General features: G+C 61.1%; 17 protein-coding genes. 11 read left to right on the plus strand and 6 right to left on the minus strand.

The window, feature by feature from the left end:
• Positions 1-40 precede the first annotated feature (40 nt).
• The gene (locus ACV8MC_RS07430) at positions 41-1462 is read right to left on the minus strand and encodes an aminotransferase-like domain-containing protein (RefSeq protein ID WP_041476641.1); all 1422 of its coding nucleotides are present in this window, start codon (positions 1460-1462) and stop codon (positions 41-43) included.
• A 175-nt stretch (positions 1463-1637) separates the two neighbouring features.
• On the opposite strand from ACV8MC_RS07430, the gene ACV8MC_RS07435 reads away from it, so the two are divergent.
• On the plus strand, positions 1638-1880 hold the full coding sequence (locus ACV8MC_RS07435) for a DUF1127 domain-containing protein (protein WP_457264923.1): 243 nt from the start codon (positions 1638-1640) through the stop codon (positions 1878-1880).
• Between the two features lie 133 nt (positions 1881-2013).
• On the opposite strand, the gene ACV8MC_RS07440 is transcribed toward ACV8MC_RS07435, so the two are convergent.
• Positions 2014-3324 carry an NAD(P)/FAD-dependent oxidoreductase gene (locus tag ACV8MC_RS07440; protein WP_095181245.1) on the minus strand — a complete coding sequence of 437 codons (1311 nt, stop codon included), beginning with the start codon at positions 3322-3324 and terminating at the stop codon, positions 2014-2016.
• 146 nt (positions 3325-3470) lie between these two features.
• Here ACV8MC_RS07440 and ACV8MC_RS07445 point away from each other — a divergent pair, with 146 nt between their 5' ends.
• The gene (locus ACV8MC_RS07445; protein ID WP_095181431.1) at positions 3471-3824 is read left to right on the plus strand and encodes a YkgJ family cysteine cluster protein; all 354 of its coding nucleotides are present in this window, start codon (positions 3471-3473) and stop codon (positions 3822-3824) included.
• Between the two features lie 120 nt (positions 3825-3944).
• On the opposite strand, the gene ACV8MC_RS07450 is transcribed toward ACV8MC_RS07445, so the two are convergent.
• Positions 3945-4433 carry an Lrp/AsnC ligand binding domain-containing protein gene (locus tag ACV8MC_RS07450; protein WP_010465173.1) on the minus strand — a complete coding sequence of 163 codons (489 nt, stop codon included), beginning with the start codon at positions 4431-4433 and terminating at the stop codon, positions 3945-3947.
• Between the two features lie 153 nt (positions 4434-4586).
• Here ACV8MC_RS07450 and dadA point away from each other — a divergent pair, with 153 nt between their 5' ends.
• The 6 genes from dadA to ACV8MC_RS07480 all read left to right on the plus strand — a co-directional run bounded on the left by dadA (position 4587) and on the right by ACV8MC_RS07480 (position 10708).
• The gene (dadA, locus tag ACV8MC_RS07455) at positions 4587-5891 is read left to right on the plus strand and encodes a D-amino acid dehydrogenase (RefSeq protein ID WP_056791607.1); all 1305 of its coding nucleotides are present in this window, start codon (positions 4587-4589) and stop codon (positions 5889-5891) included.
• Positions 5863-6216 (plus strand): RidA family protein, encoded by a 354-nt coding sequence (locus tag ACV8MC_RS07460; RefSeq protein ID WP_041476645.1) that lies wholly within the window; start codon positions 5863-5865, stop codon positions 6214-6216. Before dadA ends, ACV8MC_RS07460 begins: the two co-directional genes overlap by 29 nt.
• A gap of 93 nt (positions 6217-6309) precedes the next feature.
• The gene (gene alr, locus ACV8MC_RS07465) at positions 6310-7383 is read left to right on the plus strand and encodes an alanine racemase (RefSeq protein ID WP_252877104.1); all 1074 of its coding nucleotides are present in this window, start codon (positions 6310-6312) and stop codon (positions 7381-7383) included.
• Between the two features lie 88 nt (positions 7384-7471).
• Positions 7472-8020 carry a cupin domain-containing protein gene (locus ACV8MC_RS07470; RefSeq protein WP_016772566.1) on the plus strand — a complete coding sequence of 183 codons (549 nt, stop codon included), beginning with the start codon at positions 7472-7474 and terminating at the stop codon, positions 8018-8020.
• 181 nt (positions 8021-8201) lie between these two features.
• Positions 8202-8615: a c-type cytochrome gene (locus ACV8MC_RS07475; RefSeq protein WP_039757383.1), complete on the plus strand. Its 414-nt coding sequence runs from the start codon at positions 8202-8204 to the stop codon at positions 8613-8615.
• A 170-nt stretch (positions 8616-8785) separates the two neighbouring features.
• Entirely contained in the window at positions 8786-10708 is a 1923-nt protein-coding gene (locus ACV8MC_RS07480) for an acetyl-CoA hydrolase/transferase C-terminal domain-containing protein (protein ID WP_457264925.1), read from the plus strand.
• Between the two features lie 132 nt (positions 10709-10840).
• Here ACV8MC_RS07480 and ACV8MC_RS07485 read toward each other — a convergent pair whose 3' ends face one another.
• A complete protein-coding gene (locus tag ACV8MC_RS07485; RefSeq protein WP_016772573.1) occupies positions 10841-11413 on the minus strand; it encodes a xanthine phosphoribosyltransferase in 573 nt (190 codons plus the stop codon).
• 57 nt (positions 11414-11470) lie between these two features.
• Positions 11471-13480, minus strand: coding sequence for a DNA helicase Rep (gene rep, locus ACV8MC_RS07490; protein WP_016772574.1), 2010 nt, complete (start codon positions 13478-13480; stop codon positions 11471-11473).
• Between the two features lie 272 nt (positions 13481-13752).
• Between rep and ACV8MC_RS07495 the strand changes: the two genes are divergently transcribed.
• The gene (locus ACV8MC_RS07495) at positions 13753-15426 is read left to right on the plus strand and encodes a putative bifunctional diguanylate cyclase/phosphodiesterase (protein WP_150742919.1); all 1674 of its coding nucleotides are present in this window, start codon (positions 13753-13755) and stop codon (positions 15424-15426) included.
• A 128-nt stretch (positions 15427-15554) separates the two neighbouring features.
• Here ACV8MC_RS07495 and ACV8MC_RS07500 read toward each other — a convergent pair whose 3' ends face one another.
• Positions 15555-16949, minus strand: a complete 1395-nt coding sequence (locus tag ACV8MC_RS07500) for a NorM family multidrug efflux MATE transporter (protein ID WP_457264928.1) — start codon at positions 16947-16949, stop codon at positions 15555-15557.
• 159 nt (positions 16950-17108) lie between these two features.
• On the opposite strand from ACV8MC_RS07500, the gene ACV8MC_RS07505 reads away from it, so the two are divergent.
• Entirely contained in the window at positions 17109-18029 is a 921-nt protein-coding gene (locus tag ACV8MC_RS07505; protein WP_024014781.1) for a LysR substrate-binding domain-containing protein, read from the plus strand.
• A gap of 188 nt (positions 18030-18217) precedes the next feature.
• Positions 18218-20194 (plus strand): methyl-accepting chemotaxis protein, encoded by a 1977-nt coding sequence (locus tag ACV8MC_RS07510; RefSeq protein ID WP_016772578.1) that lies wholly within the window; start codon positions 18218-18220, stop codon positions 20192-20194.
• Positions 20195-20207 lie beyond the last annotated feature (13 nt).

Consider the following 20207-nt stretch of genomic DNA (forward strand, 5'->3'; position numbering starts at 1 on the left):
GCTGAGGTCGGCAATTTGGACGCTGGGCGCGCAAAAAAGGTCAGTCGGTCTCAGCGAGTAATTTGATTGCCGCAGCGCCGACCTTGCGCACCGCTTCTTCGATCTGCGCTGTTGGTTTGGCAGCGTAGTTCATCCGCAAACAATTGCGGTACTTGCCCGAGGCGGAAAAGATGCTGCCAACGGCAATCTGTACGCCCTGATCGTGCAGCGCGCGATTCAGTTTCAGCGTGTCGAAACCTTCCGGCAGCTCCACCCAGAGCATGAAGCTGCCCTGCGGGCGACTGGCGCGGGTGCCGGCCGGGAAATAGCGCGTCACCCAGTCGATCATCGCGTCACGATTGCGTTGGTACTGCATGCGCATACGCCGCAAGTGCGGCTCGAAATGGCCGGCCTTGATGAATTCGGCGATGGCGATCTGCGGTTGTGGCGCGGTGGAGCCGGTGCTGATGTATTTCATGTGCAGCACTCGCTCCAGATATCGGCCCGGCGCCACCCAGCCGATGCGCAGCCCTGGCGCCAGGGTCTTGGAGAACGAGCTGCAGAGCAACACGCGGCCGTCTTCGTCGAAGGATTTGATCGTACGCGGGCGCGGGTAGGTATAGGCCAGCTCGCCATACACATCATCTTCGATGATCGCCACGTCGAAACGCTGGGCGAGCGTCAACAACGCGCGTTTGCGCGACTCGGGCATGACGTAGCCGAGCGGGTTGTTGCAGTTTGGGGTGAGCTGAATGGCCTTGATCGGCCACTGTTCCAGCGCCAGTTCCAGGGCGTCGAGGCTGATCCCGGTGAGCGGGTCGGTGGGGATTTCCAGGGCTTTCATGCCCAGGCCTTTGAGGGTTTGCATGGCGCCGTGGAAACTCGGCGAGTCCACCGCGACGATGTCACCCGGCTCGCAGATCGCATGGATGCTGGTGGACAGCGCTTCGTGGCAGCCAGTGGTGATCACCAGATCGCTGGCGCTCAACTGGCAGCCGGAATCGAGCATCAGCCGTGCGATCTGTTCGCGCAGTTCGAGGTTGCCGTGGATGTTGTCGTAATACAGACCAGGCATGTCCTGCCGCCGACTGATTCGCGCCAGTCCGCGCAGCAGCGGCTTCATGGTCGGCGAGCCGACATCGGGCATGCCCCGACCCAATTGCACGACGTCCTTGCGCGGTACGGCGCGAATGAGTTCCAGCACCTGATCCCATTGCGAAATCTCTACCGGCCGTTGCGCGGGGCGGCCTACCGCGGGCAGCTCCGGCAATTCGCGTCCTACGGGGACAAAATAGCCGGACTTGGGTTTTGGCGTGGCCAGACCGCTGTCTTCAAGCACGCGATAGGCCTGCTGCACCGTGCTCAGACTGACTCCGTGTTCGACGCTCAAGGCACGCACCGACGGCAAGCGGTCGCCGGGACGATAGAAGCCTTGTTCGATGCGGGTGCCGAGCAATTCGGCGAGGTTTACATACAGAGTCATGGCGGCCTCGGTGCGTATCGGTGGAAACCAGTACAGATGCGGCAAAAATCGATCATTCAGTCAGCGAATCGGCAAATCTGTATGGATTTAATACAGGTTCTTTGAGTCTGTAATGGTTTTGCTGGCCCGCGCATCATGGAATCTCTGGCTACCCAAGTAAACAGGAGCAACGAAAATGAACGGCTTGAGCGATGTGCGGCTGACGTTACACAGTCAGGAACTGGCGGCAGGGCAAAAAGACCACGCGCGCAATCTGCTGCGTAACGCGCCGTCCGGCCTCAGTCGCTGGGAGCTGTTCTGGCATCGTCTGCACACGCGCAAGGCGTTGTTGGGACTGACGCCGGAGCAACTCAGGGATGTCGGGCTGACGCGAGAGCAGGCAAGGGAGGAGGGGTTGAAGCCGTTTTGGCGGATATGAGATCTGTATTGTTCTTGCGGGCCTCATCGCGAGCAGGCTCGCTCCCACAGTGACTGCGTTCTGCCTGAATAAACGCGGTTACTGTGGGAGCGAGCCTGCTCGCGAAAGCGGATCAAGGGCCGCCGAGATACCCTCAGACCAACTCTTTCAGCCGATGCCACAACATCCCCAACGCCAACAACGGCGAGCGCAAATGCTTGCCGCCCGGGAAGGTGATGTGCGGCACCTTGGCGAACAGATCAAAGCCGCCGCCATGCTGCCCGCTGATCGCCTCGGCCAGCAGCTTGCCGGCCAGGTGTGTGGCATTCACTCCGTGGCCCGAATAAGCCTGGGCGAAATACACGTTCGGCTGGTCGGCGAGCCGGCCAATCTGCGGCAAGCGGTTGGCACCGATGCCGATCATCCCGCCCCACTGATAATCGATTTTCACCCCGGCCAGTTGCGGGAACACTTCAAGCATCTTCGGTTTCATATAGGCCCCGATGTCTTTCGGATCGCGCCCTGAATAATGGCAGGCGCCACCAAACAACAAACGTCGATCCGCCGAGAGCCGGTAGTAATCGAGCGCCACCCGCTGGTCGCAGACCGCCATGTTCTGCGGCAGCAGGTTGTGCGCCTGCTCTGCGCTCAGCGGTTCGGTGGCGATGATGTAGCTGCCGGCGGGCAGGACCTTGCCGCTCAGTTGCGGGTTGAGGTCATGGAGATAGGCATTGCAGCCCAACACCAGAGTCTTCGCCCGCACCGAGCCCTGCGCCGTGTGCACCTTCACTTCGGGGCCGTAATCGATGCGCGTCACTGCCGAACGCTCGAACAATTGCACGCCCAGTTGCTGAGCCGCTGCCGCTTCGCCCAGCGCCAGATTCAGCGGGTGCAGATGCCCGGAGCCCATGTCGATCAAGCCGCCGACATATCGTTTGGAGCCGACCACAGTGTGCATTTCACTGGCCTGCAACAGGCGGGTTTCGTAGCGGTAACCGAGGCTGCGCAACTCTTCGGCGTCTTCGGCAAAACCTTCTAGATCGGAGGGCTTGTTGGCAAGATCGCAGTAGCCCCAGGTCAGGTCGCAGGCAATGCCGAAACGCTCGACGCGCTGGCGGACAATCTCCACCGCTTCCAGGCCCATGAGTTTCATTTCGCGCACGCCCTCGGCACCGATGACATTGGCGAACTGATCAAGGCCGTGACCGACACCGCGAATCAACTGCCCGCCGTTGCGACCGCTGGCGCCCCAGCCGATCCTGTGCGCTTCCAGCAACACCACGCTGAAACCGCGTTCGGCCAGTTCCAGCGCCGTATTCAGCCCGGAAAAGCCGCCGCCGACCACGCAGACATCCGCCACCACCTCGCCTTGCAGCACGGGATGGTCAGGCTGCGGCAGGCTGCTGGCGGCGTAATAAGAGGCAACGTGGGGTTGGCTCGCGGTGGTCGGGGCGCGGGCGGTCATGGGCATCATCCAACGGCTGAGTGTCGAGAAAATTTGACGGAGCATAAGCCGCGCGCCCGAACGTGGGCAACATCGGTCGGCCTGCGGTGTCTGGATCCGGACTTTTGCGGCACAATCATCAGCCCGCCACTTTGGTCAACGTTTCGATGAGCTGCAACAGCCAGAAAATCCGCAACTTGCGTCAGCAGATCCCCACGTTCGACTGCGTGCCGGGCTGCCACGACTGCTGCGGCCCGGTGACCACGTCGCCCGAGGAAATGGCCAGGCTGCCGCGCAAATCCCGCGCCGAGCAGGATGCCGCGCTGGAAGAACTCAACTGTGTGCACCTGGGGCCGAATGGCTGCACGGTGTATGAAGAGCGGCCGCTGATCTGTCGATTGTTTGGTACGACCAAGACCCTGCCGTGCCCGAACGAGCGGCGGCCGGTGGAGTTGATACATCCACGGGTCGAGAAGCAGATTTTCGAGTACATGGCGGCGAATCGGCAGGTGTTGGTGTAAGCGATCGTTCCCACGCTCTGCGTGGGAATGCCTCTTCGGACGCTCCGCGTTCGGCCTTTGGGACGCAGAGCGTCCCGGGCTGCATTCCCACGCAGAGCGTGGGAACGATCATTGCGGTGATCAGTCCGGAATCGGCAGGCAAAGGCTCTCTTTCACCTCTTCCATGACGATATAGCTCTTCGATTCACGCACATGTGGCAGCTTCAACAGAATGTCGCCGAGCAGTTTGCGGTACGAGGCCATCTCGGAAATCCGCGCCTTCACCAAATAGTCGAAATCTCCTGAGACCAAATGGCACTCCAGCACATGGGGCAGCTTCAGCACCGCGCGTCTGAATTCTTCGAATGTGTCGCCGGATTTGTAGTCGAGGCTGATCTCGACAAACACCAGCAAGCTACCCTTCAAGTGCTGCGGATTGAGCCGGGCGTTGTAGCCCATGATGATCCCCTCGCGCTCCAGGCGCCGCACGCGCTCGGTGCAGGGCGTGGTCGAGAGACCGACCTTTTCCCCGAGTTCGGTAAAGGAAATCCGCCCGTCCGCCTGGAGGATGCGCAGGATGTTGCGGTCGATCTTGTCCAGCTCACGTTTGGTCTGAGTGTTGGTACGCATAGGGGATGCGCCTCCGTGAAAAGGGTTTTTGCCGAGAATTGTCGCCAAATATAGGCGCTTATATAGTGAAAAGCACTGGCATTTCTTTTTTACACTGCGCCCATCATTGCTCTAACAAACAGTTCGGCGAAAAGCCGCGATGAGGGATTGAAAATGCGCGTCATGGTCTTGGGTAGCGGCGTCATCGGTACCGCCAGTGCTTACTATCTGGCCCGTGCCGGGTTTGAAGTGGTGGTGGTCGACCGGCAGCCTGCTGCGGCCATGGAGACCAGTTTCGCCAACGCCGGCCAGGTCTCGCCGGGTTACGCCTCGCCCTGGGCCGCGCCGGGCGTGCCGCTCAAGGCCATCAAGTGGTTGCTGCAACGCCATGCGCCATTGGCGATCAAGGCCACCGCTGATATCGACCAATACCTGTGGATGGCGCAAATGCTGCGCAACTGCACCGCCAGCCGTTACGCGGTGAACAAGGAGCGCATGGTGCGTCTGTCCGAGTACAGCCGCGACTGCCTCGATGAATTGCGCGCCGAAACCGGTATCGCCTACGAAGGCCGCAGCCTCGGCACCACGCAGTTGTTCCGCACCCAGGCGCAACTGGATAACGCCGCCAAAGACATCGCCGTGCTGAAAGAATCCGGCGTGCCCTTTGAAGTCCTCGACCGCGCCGGCATTGCCCGCGTCGAACCGGCTCTGGCAGGCGTAACTGACATTCTCGCTGGCGCGCTGCGTCTGCCCAATGACCAGACCGGCGACTGCCAGATCTTCACCACCCGTCTCGCCGAAATGGCGCGCAAGCTCGGTGTGGAATTCCGTTTCGGCCAGGACATCCAGAGGCTCGATTACGCCGGTGACCGCATCAACGGTGTGTGGATCGACGGCAAGCTGGAAACTGCGGATCGCTACGTACTGGCGCTGGGCAGCTACTCGCCGCAGTTGCTCAAGCCGCTGGGCATCAAGGCCCCGGTGTATCCGCTCAAGGGCTACTCGCTGACCGTGCCGATCACCAATCCGGACATGGCGCCGACCTCGACCATTCTCGACGAGACCTACAAGGTCGCGATCACCCGCTTCGACAACCGCATCCGCGTCGGCGGCATGGCCGAGATCGCCGGTTTTGACCTGTCGCTGAACCCGCGTCGGCGCGAAACCCTGGAGATGATCGTCAACGACCTTTATCCTCAGGGCGGCAATCTGGCCGAAGCGAGTTTCTGGACCGGCCTGCGTCCGACCACGCCGGACGGTACGCCGATCGTTGGCGCCACGCCGTTCAAGAACCTGTTCCTCAACACCGGTCACGGTACGCTCGGCTGGACCATGGCCTGCGGTTCCGGCCGTTTGCTCGCCGACCTGATGGCGAAGAAAAAGCCGCAGATCAGCGCCGAAGGCCTCGATATTTCCCGTTACGGCAACCAGACCCAGGAGTCCGCAAAACATGTCAATCCAGCGCCAGCTCACCAATGAGCGCATGAGTCAGATCGTCAGCCACAATGGCACCGTGTATCTGGCCGGGCAGGTCGGCGACGACTTTGACGCCGGAATTGAACAGCAGACCCGCGAGGTGCTCGCCAATATCGAGCGCCTGCTCGATCTGGCCGGGACGGACAAGCAGCATCTGTTGTCGGCGACGATCTACCTGAACGACATTGAAGCGCACTTCGCCGGGATGAACGCGGTGTGGGACCAGTGGCTGCCAAAAGGCGCCGCACCGGCCCGTGCCACCGTCGAAGCGAAGATGGCCAAGCCAAGCATTCTGGTGGAGATATCCATCGTCGCCGCGCTGCCATAACGTTTTACAGATCCCTCTCCCGGTGCTGTTGGCGGTTCACGTCGTCAGTCAGCGCCGGTTTTTCTTCCCATGACCGCCCAGAAGTCTGCCGCCATGCGTCCTGCCCGTGCCCTGATCGACCTCCAAGCCCTGCGCCACAACTACCGAATTGCCCGCGAAGTCACCGGCGCCAAGGCGCTCGCCGTGATCAAGGCGGACGCCTACGGCCATGGCGCGGTACGTTGCGCCCAAGCGCTGGAAGCCGAAGCGGATGGTTTTGCCGTGGCCTGCATCGAAGAAGCATTGGAGCTGCGTGCTGCCGGAATTCGCGCGCCGGTACTGCTGCTGGAAGGCTTCTTCGAAGCCGATGAGCTGGCGTTGATCGTCGAGCATGATTTCTGGTGCGTGGTGCATTCGCTGTGGCAGCTCGAAGCGATCGAACAGGCAGTCCTGAGCAAACCGATCACGGTGTGGCTCAAGCTCGATTCGGGCATGCATCGCGTCGGCCTGCATCCGAAAGATTATCCAGCGGCCTATCAGCGTCTGCTGGCCAGCGGCAAGGTGGCGAAAATCGTGCTGATGAGCCACTTCGCCCGCGCCGATGAACTGCATGCGCAAAGCAGCGCCGAGCAGGTCGCGGTGTTCGAAGCGGCGCGTCAGGGTCTGGCGGCGGAAGTCAGCCTGCGCAACTCGCCAGCCGTGCTCGGTTGGCCAGAAATCCAAAGCGACTGGGTACGCCCGGGCATCATGCTCTACGGCGCGACCCCCTTCGAAGAAGTCAACGCCGTGGCCGAACGCCTGCAACCGGTGATGACCCTCGAATCGAAAGTCATCAGCGTGCGTGAATTGCCGGCCGGCGAACCGATCGGTTATGGCGCCAGATTCATCACCGACAAGCCGATGCGCATCGGCGTGGTCGCCATGGGTTACGCCGACGGTTACCCGCGTCAGGCGCCGACCGGCACGCCGGTGCTGGTGGCCGGCAAACTCAGCCGCCTGCTGGGGCGTGTGTCGATGGACATGCTCTGCATCGACCTGACCGACATACCGGAAGCGGGCCTCGGTTCCAACGTCGAACTGTGGGGCAAAAACATCCTCGCCAGCGATGTGGCGAAGTGGGCCGATACCATCCCGTATCAGATCTTCTGCAACCTGAAACGTGTGCCAAGGCTCTATTCCGAGGGTTGACGCCGCTGCGGGGGCCAAGTGTTGTAAATACTGAACGCTGTCGCCATGATAACGCTCAATATTCTTACAACATCAGGAGGCTCCCGCCTTGGACGTCGGTGAACGACTGCAATCGATCCGCAAGCTCAAAGGGCTTTCCCAGCGTGAACTCGCCAAACGCGCGGGCGTCACCAACAGCACCATTTCGATGATCGAAAAGAACAGCGTCAGCCCTTCGATCAGTTCGCTGAGAAAGGTGCTCGGCGGCATTCCCATGTCGATGGTCGAGTTCTTTTCCGAAGAGATCCTGCAGGACCAGCCGACCCAGATCGTCTACAAGGCCAATGAGCTGATCGACATCTCCGACGGCGCCGTGACCATGAAACTGGTCGGCCGCGCCCACCCGAGCCGCGCCATCGCCTTCCTCAACGAAATCTATCCGCCGGGCGCCGACACTGGCGAAGAAATGCTCACCCACGAGGGCGAGGAAACCGGAATTCTGGTCGAAGGCCGCCTCGAACTGGTGGTGGGTCTGGAAACTTTTATCCTCGAAGCCGGCGACAGCTACTATTTTGAAAGTACCAAGCCGCATCGTTTCCGTAACCCGTTCGACGTGCCGGCGCGACTAATCAGCGCAGCCACGCCGGCGAATTTCTAAGCAGAAGGCGCCAAGCCAATACGGCAAAGGCCCCAGAACCGTTTTACCGATGGGCAACAAGACCCCTCTAACCATGGGGTTGTTTCAGTACAGCGGCCTACCCGCTATACTTGCGCCCGCCTGCGAACCGTGGCCGCAGGCGTGAATAGCCACCATTGAGGGTGAACGCGTGAACCTAATTATGAAAATGCTGGCTGCACCAGCAACCGTACTGGCCCTCTGGGCTGTCAGCGCTCAAGCTGCGACAAATGACGACATCGCCAAACGCCTCGAGCCCGTCGGCCAGGTGTGTGTTCAAGGGCAGGAATGCAAGGGTATGGAAGTGGCTGCTACCGCTGGCGGTGGCGGCGGAGCAAAGGCCCCTAAAGACGTGATCGCCAAGCACTGCAACGCTTGTCACGGCACGGGCCTGCTCGGCGCGCCGAAGATCGGCGACAAGGCAGCCTGGAAGGAGCGGGCCGATCATCAGGGTGGTCTGGACGGCATCCTCGCCAAGGCCATCACCGGCATCAACGCCATGCCGCCAAAAGGCACCTGCGCCGATTGCTCCGATGAAGAGCTCAAGGGCGCGATCAAAGAGATGTCCGGTCTGTAATCAGCGCCGGCTTTGAAAAAAAACCGTCTTCGGACGGTTTTTTTGTGTCTGTGGTTTCTGGTTTCCGATTCATTTAGGCCCTGATCCCTCCAAACCAAACACTGTCCTTTGCAGCAAACTCAAGGCAATCTCGGTCTACCCCTATCAATAGAACGGGCGGGAGGCTTCAGATGGTGCAGTTGTGTTCGATCGAACAGGCGGTGGACGACGTGCTGGCGCGTTTGCCTGCGCACATCCACATGGGCCTGCCGCTGGGGTTGGGCAAGCCGAATCACTTCGTTAACGCGCTATACCGGCGCATCAAGGACCTGCCCGAGCGGCAGCTGACGATCTATACCGCGCTGTGCCTCGGTCGGCCGAATCTGGGCGATGGGTTGCAGAAGCGCTTTATCGAGCCTTTCGTCGAACGCGTGTTTGGTGATTATCCGGAGTTTGATTTTCTCGCCGATCTCCAGCATGACAGCCTGCCCGCCAACATCCGAATCCAACAGTTCTTCATGCAGCCGGGCAGTCTGCTCAACAGCGCGCCGGCGCAGCAGGATTACGTCAGCAGCAATTACAGCCATGCTGCCCGCGACATCAATGCGGCGGGCCTGAACCTTGTGGCGCAACTGCTGGCCAGCAACAGTGAGCATCCCGATCGTCTGAGCCTGAGCTGCAACCCGGACATCACCCTCGACCTGCTGCCGATGATCGCCAAGCGCCGCGAGGCAGGGGAGACCATTGTGCTGGTCGGCCAGGTGCATACGGATCTGCCGTACATGCCCGGCGATGCTGAAGTCGACATCGATACCTTTGACCTGCTGATCGACGAGAAGGACAGCAGCACGCTGTTTTCCACGCCGAACATGCCGGTGGGCTTTCAGGATCATTTCATTGGCTTGCACGCCAGTACGCTGGTGCGCGATGGCGGCACATTGCAAATTGGTATCGGTTCGATGGGGGATGCGTTGACTGCTGCGCTACTTGCCCGTCAGGCCGATAACGCCGGTTATCAGGCGTTGCTCGATGACATCAACCTCAGTCAATGGGCGCAATTGATCCAGCGCGAGGGCGGCACCACGCCATTTGCCAAAGGCCTCTACGGTTGCAGCGAGATGTTCGTCAACGGGCTGTTGGTATTGGCGGATGCCGGGATCATTCGGCGCAAGGTCTATCCGGATGTGCCGACCCAGGAGCAGGCCAATGCCGGTACCCTCGACGAAGGCGCGCAGCCCGACGGTATCTCGGTGCACGGCGGCTTCTTCCTTGGCCCGCGCAGTTTCTATGAGCGGCTGCGCGAGTTGCCGCAAAGCAGGCTGCTTGAATTCAACATGACCCGTATCAGCTACATCAACGAGCTGTACGGCCAGGAAGAGCTCAAGCGCTTGCAGCGCATTGATGCGCGTTTCATCAACACCGTGTTCACCATGACTCTGCTTGGCGCCGGCGTGGCTGATCAATTGGCAGACGGACGCGTGCTCAGCGGTGTTGGCGGCCAGTACAACTTTGTTGCTCAGGGCCATGCGCTGGAAGGCGCGCGATCGATGTTGATCCTGCGCAGCTGGCGTGAGTCCGGCGGCGAGGTCAATTCCAATATCGTCTGGGACTACGGCCACTGCACGATCCCGCGGCACCTGCGCGACATCGTCGTCACCGAGTACGGCATCGCCGACCTGCGCGGAAAATCCGACGCAGCGGTGATCGAAGCGCTGCTCAACATCAGCGATTCTCGCTTCCAGCCGGGACTGATCGAACAGGCGCAGAAAGTCGGCAAGCTGCCAAAGGATTTCCGTATCGATCCACGGTTTGCCGATAACACACCGCAACGCTTGCAGGCGATTGCCGCGCGACATCCGAACCTGTTTCCGGAGTATCCGCTGGGCTGTGATTTCACTGTGATCGAACGGGATCTGCTGCGGGCGCTGAACTGGCTGAAGAGCAAGTTCAAGCTGACTGAGATTCTGGAATTGGGCAAGGCAGCGCTGGATGCGCCGGAGGCCTCAACGTTCCCGGAACACCTTGAGCGGATGCAGCTGACCAATCCGGAAGGTCTCAAGGAAGACCTGTTCCAGCGCTTGCTGCTCACAGGCCTCAAAGCTACCGCGCAATAACTGACCACCCCGGAACCCACTGTGGGAGCGAGCCTGCTCGCGAAAGCGGTGTGTCATTCACTCAACAGGGTGACTGACACAATGCATTCGCGAGCAGGCTCGCTCCCACAGGGGATAACTCGGGGCGGCGGGTTACTCGATGAAGGTAACGACGCCATCCTTCAGCGATTGCACCCGGGCCAGGGATTCAACGCGGTAGCCCTGCGAGTCCAGTTCGGCGCGGCCGCCCTGGAACGACTTTTCGATGACGATGCCCAGACCGGCAACGGTGGCGCCGGCCTGTTTGATGATCGAGATCAGCGCTTGCGAGGCCTTACCGTTGGCCAGGAAGTCGTCGATGATCAGCACGCGGTCGCTGCTGGTCAGGTGGCGCGGGGAGATGGCCACGGTGCTTTCGGTCTTCTTGGTGAACGAGTACACGGTCGCCGACAGCAGGTTTTCAGTCAGGGTCAGCGACTGTTGCTTGCGGGCGAAGATCACCGGCACGCCGAGGTTCAGACCGGTCATGATCGCCGGGGCGATGCCTGAGGCCTCGATGGTGACGATCTTGGTGATCCCGGAATCCTTGAACAGCGCGGCGAATTCGTCACCGATGAGCTTCATCAGGGCCGGGTCGATCTGGTGGTTCAGGAAAGCGTCGACTTTCAGGACCTGATCGGAAAGCACGATGCCTTCTTCGCGGATTTTTTTGTGCAGTGCTTCCACAACAGCTTCCTCTGTTGGCGCGATGGGCGCCGAAGGTAGATTAAAAAGTAGTCGATTCTAGCGCTTTAACATCGCGCGTATGTCGGCCAATGCGCTATTGCCACGCACGGCTTTGACTTCAGTTGGGGTGTCGTCGTTGCCTTCCCAGGCCAGATCGTCCGGCGGCAGCTCATCCAGAAAGCGACTCGGCGCGCAGTCGATGATTTCACCGTACTGCTTGCGCTTGGCAGCGAAGGTGAAGGCCAGGGTCTGGCGGGCGCGGGTGATGCCCACATAGGCCAGGCGGCGCTCTTCTTCGATGGTGTCGGCTTCGATGCTGGAACGATGCGGGAGGATTTCCTCTTCCATGCCCATGATGAACACGTAGGGGAATTCCAGCCCTTTGGACGCATGCAGCGTCATCATCTGCACACCTTCGGCACCGTCCTCTTCTTCCTGCTGGCGCTCGAGCATGTCACGCAGCACCAGTTTGCCGATGGCGTCTTCGACGGTCATTTCGCCGTCTTCGTCTTTCTCGAGGGTGTTTTTCAACGCCTCGATCAGGAACCAGACGTTGCCCATGCGGTAGTCCGCCGCCTTGTCGCTGGAGCTGTTGGTGCGCAGCCAGTTCTCGTAGTCGATGTCCATGACCATGCTGCGCAGCGCCGAAATCGGATCTTCGCCGGCGCACTGCTCGCGGACCTTGTCCATGAAGCGCTTGAAGCGCGCCAGGCGATCGGTGAAGCGGCTGTCGAGATGTTCGCCCAGACCGATTTCGTCGGTGGCGGCGTACATCGAGATCTTGCGTTCGGTGGCGTAGTTGCCGAGCTTTTCCAGGGTGGTCGAGCCGATTTCCCGGCGCGGCACGTTGATCACCCGCAGGAAGGCGTTGTCGTCATCCGGATTGACGATCAGGCGGAAGTAGGCCATCAGGTCCTTCACTTCCTGGCGACCGAAGAAGCTGTTGCCGCCGCTCAGGCGATACGGCACCTGGTGGTGTTGCAGCTTCAATTCGATCAGCTTGGCCTGGTAGTTACCGCGATAGAGAATCGCGAAATCGCTGTACGGGCGGTCGGTGCGCAAGTGCAGGCTGAGGATTTCCATGGCCACGCGCTCGGCTTCGGCGTCCTCGTTGCGGCAGCGGATCACGCGGATCTCGTCGCCGTGGCCCATCTCGCTCCACAGCTGTTTTTCAAATTCGTGCGGGTTGTTCGAGATCAGCACGTTGGCGCAACGCAGGATGCGGCTGGTGGAGCGGTAGTTCTGCTCGAGCATGACCACTTTCAGGGACGGGTAGTCGTCCTTGAGCAGCATCAGGTTTTCCGGGCGCGCGCCACGCCAGGCATAGATCGACTGGTCATCGTCGCCGACCACGGTGAACTGGTTGCGCTTGCCGATGAGCATCTTCACCAACAGATACTGACTGGCGTTGGTGTCCTGGTATTCGTCGACGAGCAGGTAACGGACCTTGTTCTGCCACTTTTCGAGAATGTCGGCGTGTTCTTCGAAGAGCTTTACCGGCAGCAGGATCAGGTCATCGAAGTCCACCGCGTTGAACGCCTTGAGCGTGCGCTGGTAGTGGGTGTAGACGATCGCGGCGGTCTGTTCCTTGGGATTGCGCGCGTTTTCCAGGGCCTGGGCGGGCAGGATCAGGTCGTTTTTCCAGGCGCCGATCATGTTCTTGATCTCGTCGACGCCGTCGTCGCCTGCGTATTCCTTTTGCATGATGTCGGTCATCAGGGCTTTGACGTCGGTCTCGTCGAAGATCGAGAAACCGGGTTTGTAGCCCAGCCGCGCATGTTCCTTGCGGATGATGTTCAGGCCCAGGTTGTGGAAGGTGCAGACGGTCAGGCCACGCCCTTCGCCGGCACGCAACAGGGTGCCGACCCGCTCTTTCATTTCGCGCGCGGCCTTGTTGGTAAAGGTCATGGCGACGATGTACTGGGCGCGGATGCCGCAGTTCTGGATCAGGTGCGCGATCTTGCGCGTGATCACGCTGGTCTTGCCGGAGCCAGCACCGGCGAGCACCAATAGAGGGCCGCCGACGTAGTTCACGGCTTCTTGCTGCCGGGGATTGAGTCGGGACATACGAAAATTCGGGAGTCGTTGACGAAATGGGCCGGCATTTTAACAGGCTCAGCGATTTGTGCTGCTCTGTCCGACTTGTGACGCAACACGCGATTCAAATTTGCCGGTTTTGTTACTTTCACGCAGGATACGCGGGGATTTTGCGGCTAATGTTCTCATTCGTGACACAAAATAACGTTTAGAGGTCGTTGTCATCAGACAACGCATTGGTCATTGTTCAGCACACCGGCATAATGCCCCGCCTACATCATTGCAGAGTCTAGGGAGTCAGCTTGTCTACGCCTGTCGAACCCTTGCGTTTGCTGCTACTGGCCGAAGAGCCAGCGTGGACAGCGTTGTTGCGTGAGTGTCTGGCTCCGATGGGGAGCGCGGCGGTGCTGATCAGTGCGCCGAACTGGGATTCGGTCAGCCGCCTGTTCGAAGACAACCGCCACGCGGTACTGCTGACCCTGCCAGCGTTGCAACCGCCGCCCGGGCGTTGCAGCCTGCCGACCGTTCTGCTGCTGGAGCACGAGCCGGCCACCGCGCCGGTCGGTGTCAGCGACTGGCTGGTGTTCGACGCTCTCGACGCCGGCATGCTCCAGCGCTGCCTGCGCCATGTGCGCGAGCGCGGCGTGCTGGAAAACACTCTCCAGCGCCTCGCCGAACAGGACCCGCTGACCGGCATCGCCAATCGCCAGGGCTTTCAGACTCTGCTTGCTGCGCGCCTTGCCGAGGGCGACGGGCGCGGTCTTGCCCTAGGCCATCTCGATCTCGACAACTTCCGCCATGCAAACGATGCCCTTGGTCATCAGGCCGGCGATCGCTTGATCCTGCAAGTGGTCGCGCGCCTGAAAAGTCAGCTGGAGGCCGGCGATCAACTGGCACGGCTGGGCAGCGATGAATTCGCTCTGCTGATCGATACCCGTCGTGCACCGCAACGCGCCGAGTGGATGGCCGAACGCATCACTGAGGCGTTGGCCGAACCTTATTGGGTCGACGGCGAGAGCCTGCTGATCGGCTCCAGCCTTGGCATCGCCCATGCCCGCGCCAATGGCGGTGCCGATCCACTGATGTGGCACGCCCACATCGCCATGCAGCAGGCCAAGAGCACACAGGGCTGCACCTTTCATATCTTCAACGAACGCATCAATCGCAACGCACGAAGCATGGCCGACCTCGAAAGCGAACTGCGCCGGGCCTTGCGCCGCGATGAGCTGGAACTGCATTACCAGCCACGCCTGAATCTTGAGGACGGCCAGATTGTCGGCCTCGAAGCGCTGGTGCGCTGGCGTCATGGCGAGCGCGGTCTGTTGCCACCGAGTGAATTTGTGCCGCTGGCCGAGCAGAGCGGTCTGATCGTGCCATTGGGTTACTGGGTGATTTCCCGCGCCTTGCGCGACATGCAGGCCTTGCGCGAGCAGGGTCTGCCGGCGCTGCACATGGCGATCAACCTGTCGTTCCGACAGTTTCAGGACAGCCAGTTGCTGCCGACGCTCAGCCGTCTGATTGCCGAGCGCGGCGTCGAGGCGCAGTGGCTGGAATTTGAACTGACCGAAACCGCGGTAATGCGGCGCAGCGATCTGGTCAAACAGACCATGGATGCGCTCGGCCGCCTCGGTGTGCGCTTCTCCCTGGACGATTTCGGCACCGGGTTTTCGTCGTTCGTGCACCTCAACAGCCTGCCCATCACCTTGCTGAAGATCGACAAGAGTTTTGTCGGCGGCATGGAACAGCGCGAAGAGAACCGCAAACTGGTGCACGCGATGATCAACCTCGCGCACAACCTGCATCTGGAAGTGGTCGCCGAGGGCGTCGAGACGCCGGAGCAACTGGAATTGTTGCGCGGGTTCGGCTGCGATCAGGTGCAGGGTTATCTGATCAGCCGACCGTTGCCGCTGGATGAGTTGGTGGAATATCTGACGTCTGGATCGAACCAGCAGCCGGCCCTGGAAATCGTCGGTTGATCACAATTGTTGCGGCCGGCGCAAATCCCCGTGGGAGCGAGCCTGCTCGCGAAGGCGTTATGTCAGCTGAATGATCTGGGCCTGGCACTCGGTCTTCGCGAGCAGGCTCGCTCCCACAAAGGAAACCCTCATTCGGCCTGGGGGATGTTGAAACCTTGAGCTTGCGGCTCGCGCCGAATCATCCGCTTCATCTTCCATTCGAACGCCAGCGTCAGGCTCACCGCCGCACACGCCAGGCCCAGCGCCAATCCCCACCAGACGCCCGTCGGCCCCCAGTTCAAATGGAACGCCATCCACCACGCCGCCGGTGCGCCAATCAGCCAATAGCAAGCCAGCCCCACGAGAAACGTAGTCTTGGCATCCTTGAGCCCGCGAATACAGCCCATGGCAATCGTCTGCGTGCCGTCGAACAGCTCGAACCACGCCGCTACGGCCAGCAGGCTCACCGCCAGACGGATCACCTCGGCAAACGCCGGATCGTTGTGGTCAAGGAACAGGCCGACCAACTGGTTCGGCCACAGCCAGAACACCAGGGCAAAGCCGAGCATCACCACGGCGCCGAAGGCGATGCCGACACGCCCGGACATGCGCGCATCGACCAGTTGCCCGGCGCCATAGTGCTGGCCGACGCGCATGGTGATGGCATAGGACATCCCGGCCGGGACCATGAAGGCCACCGAAACGATCTGCAGGGCGATCTGATGCGCACCCATTTGCGTACTGCCCATGGTGCCCATGCATAACGCGGCAAAGGCAAACAGCCCGACTTCCACCGCATAGGTGCCGCCAATCGGCAGGCCCAGGCGCCAGAGTTCTTTCAGGTATTGCCGGTTCGGCCGCGACAGACCGGCGCGCAACGGATAAGCGTCATAAGCCGGATGCCGACGGATATGCCAGGCCAGCGCCAGTGCCATGCAGTTGGCGACAATCGCCGTGACCAGACCGATGCCGGTCAGACCCAGTTGCGGCAGGCCGAACATGCCGGTGATCAGCGCGTAGTTGAGCAGGAAGTTGGCCACCGTGCCGGCGAGGCTGATGACCATCACTGGCGTCGCCCGGCCGATTGCACTGGTAAAGCCGCGCAGAGCCATGAAGCTCAGATAACCGGGCAGGGCGAAGGGCAGGGCGATGAGGAATTGCCCGGCGGCGTTGACGTTGGTTTCGGTCTGGCCGAACAGCAGCAACACCGGTTTGAGGTTCCACAACAGCAGCCCGGCGCCGAGGGCCATCAGCCACGCCAGCCACAACCCGGCCTGTGTCAGGCGCGCGGCACCGATGATGTCGCCGGCACCCTGACGGATCGCCACCAATGTGCCAACTGCGGCAATCACGCCGATGCAGAAAATCGATACAAACGAGTAGCTGGCCGCACCGAGGCCGCCCCCGGCCAGCGCCTCGGGGCTCAGGCGCGCCATCATCAGAGTATCGGTCAGCACCATCAGCATGTGCGCCAACTGCGAAGCAATCAGCGGCCCCGCCAGCCGCAGGATGACCCAGAGTTCGGTACGCACAGGATGCCGCATGGTCATCACCACCCAAATTTCAGAGGGAACAGAAGAGCGTCGATTCTCGGCGCTTGGCAGGCGTTGCACAAAGGGATAAAAAGGATGGGTGGCATGATTAATACTCATCCTGAATCGTCCTGCCGAATTGGCTGTATCCCCGCTACTGGAGCTTTTTGTATGTCCCGACGCCTTCCGCCGTTGTATGCCCTGCGCGCATTCGAAGCGGCAGCGCGACACAGCTCGTTCACCCGCGCGGCGGAAGAATTGTCGATCACCCAGAGCGCGGTCAGTCGGCACATGCGCACCCTTGAAGAACACTTCGCCTGCCGGCTGTTTCATCGCAGCGGGCGCAACCTGCAACTGACCGAATCGGCACGGCTGCTGCTACCCGGAATCCGCGAAGGCTTCGCCGCCCTTGAGCGCGCCTGCAATACCTTGCGCGCCGAGGACGACATCCTGCGCATGAAAGCGCCATCTACCCTGACCATGCGTTGGCTGCTGGCGCGGTTGAGTCGCTTCCGCCATTTGCAGCCGGGCAATGAGGTGCAACTGACCAGCGCGTGGATGGACATTGATTCGGTGGACTTCAACAACGAACCGTTCGATTGCGCGGTGTTGCTCAGTGACGGGCATTTCCCGCCGGACTGGGAAGCGAGCCTGCTGTTTCCCGAGGAATTGATCCCGGTCGGCGCGCCGAACCTGCTCAATGATCAACCTTGGGATGTAGCGCGTCTGGCGACTGCTGAACTGCTGCACCCGACCCCGGATCGCCGCGACTGGCGCAGTTGGCTGGAGCGCATGGGCCTGTCCGATCAGGTTTCGCTCAAGGGCGGGCAAGTGTTCGATACGCTGGAGCTGGGCATGATCGCGGCGGCGCGCGGCTACGGCGTTTCGATGGGGGATCTGTTGATGGTTGCCGAAGATGTTGCGCAAGGGCGCTTGAGCCTGCCGTGGCCTACGGCCGTCGCCAGTGGCCTGAATTATTACCTGGTCTGGCCAAAGCCGCGCCCGGGAGGTGAACGTTTGCGCCGCCTCAGCGATTTTCTCCAAGGCGAAGTCCGCGCCATGCAATTGCCGGCGGTAGAGCGCTTGAGCTGAAACGTTCGAGCCGGCACAATGCCACCACTGCGCCATACCCACGCAATGCGCTCAAGTATTCGGTTTTACCGCCGACTACGAGCTTGTGGAACCGTCGTGCCGGTTCCGCGTTACACCCCACTATTAGAATATTTTCCGGGCAATTACCGCGATCAAGGAGGATTCGGTGGCTCGGCCAGGAGCTGTTCATGTCTCAACCTCGTGCTCGGATCGCCTCGCAGCTGGGTCTTGCCCTTGCTGTGATACTGGCGATAGTCATCAGCGGCAGTACGGTGTTCGCCTTGCGTTCGCTGGATTCCGCCAACCTCGCCACCCGTGAAGAGCATCTGGCCAGTGAGGCCCGGCTGCTGGCCGATCAACTGAGTACCTTCCACGGTACGCTGCGCGAAAGCACCCTGCGCCTGAGCGGTCTGTTCGAAAAACGCTTCGGCAGTGGCCTGAGTGTGCACCCCGATCAGCCAGTGACCGTGGCCGGCGTGCAGACCCCGGGTCTGCATCTGGGCAACGAAGTGCTGAACAACAACTTCAAGGAAGTTGACGAGTTCAAGCAGATGACTGCCGGTGTGGCCACGGTATTCGTGCGCAGCGGCGAAGACTTCATTCGCGTCAGCACCAACGTCAGCAAGCAGGACGGCACCCGTGCCATCGGCACCGTGCTCGATCATGCCAACCCGGCCTACGCGAAGTTGATGGCAGGGCAGAGTTATGTCGGCCGCTCGTTGCTGTTCGAGCGCTACTACATGTCGCAGTACACACCGGTGCGCGATGCGGGCGGCAAGATCATCGCCGTGTTGTATGTAGGTTTCGATTACACCGACGCGCAGAACGCGCAGTTCGCCAATCTCAAGCGCTTCCGCATTGGCAAGACCGGCTCGCTGGCCCTGCTCGACGAGCAGAACAAATGGCTGGTGCCGATTGCCGGTGTCGAAAACCTGGATCAAGCCGCCCCGACCATCAACAACCTGGTGAAAACCCCGGGCAAGGGTGAGTTCTGGAGCGACAAGGGCGAGGACTTCTACAGCATCGCCGTGCCGTTCGAAGGTGGCCCTTGGTCGGTGGTGGCGAGCATGCCGAAAGCCGAGATCCGCGCGGTGACCTGGAGCGTCGGTACGCAACTGGCGATCGGCAGCCTGCTGGCGATGTTGCTCGCGGTCGGTTCCGTGGTCTGGCTGCTGCGCAGCAAACTCGCGCCGCTGGGCGATCTGGTGCGTCAGGCTGAGGCCTTGGGTGCTGGTGATCTGAGCGTGCGTCTGAACGTATCGAGCCACGATGAAATCGGGCAGCTGTCCCGCGCGTTCAACCAGATGAGCCAGGCGCTGTCGACCATGGTCGAGCACATCCGCCGCGCTTCGGAAGAGGTCAATAGCCGTGCGCAGGCGCTGTCCGGTTTGTCCGGCGGTGCGTATGAGGGCATGGAGCAGCAGTCGGGCGAAATCACCAGCATGGCCGGCGCCGTGGAAGAGTTCAGCGCGACGTCGTTGAACATCGCCGACAACATGGGCGCGACCCAGCGCCTGGCGCAGGAAAACGCTCAGCAAACGCAGATCGGCCGCAGCTCGATGGAAGAAGCGTCGTCGTCGCTGGAGCAGATCGCCGGTGCGCTGAACAGCACCGCCAGCGTGATCAACACGCTGGGGCAGCGCTCTCAGGAAATCGGCGGAATTGTCGGTGTGATCACCTCGATCGCCGAGCAGACCAACCTGCTGGCACTCAACGCTGCCATCGAAGCCGCGCGTGCCGGTGAACAAGGTCGCGGTTTTGCCGTGGTCGCGGACGAAGTGCGCAGCCTCGCCTCGCGTACCCGTCAGGCGACCGATGAAATCTCCAGCATGATCCACAGCATCCAACAGGAAACCGGCAACGCGATCAGCACTATGGAACAGGGCAACGTGCTGATGCAGGAAGGCCTGTCGCGCAACGCCAATGTCGCCTCGGCGCTGGCGCGGATCGACGAGCAGAGCCGTTCGGCAGGCCAGCAGTTCGCCGCGATCACCACCGCCACTCAGGAGCAGAGCAGCACTGCTACGTTGCTGAGCAGCAATTTGCAGAGCATCGCACTGGCCAACAGTGAGCAGCGTGAGGTGGTGTCGAACCTGGCTGTCACCGCGAAAGAGCTGGAGAAGCTGGCGGCGGATCTGCGTTCCGAGGTTGATCGCTTCCGTTGATGCGTCTTTGAAA

It is taken from the genome of Pseudomonas sp. PK-RTE-24 (assembly GCF_054052265.1).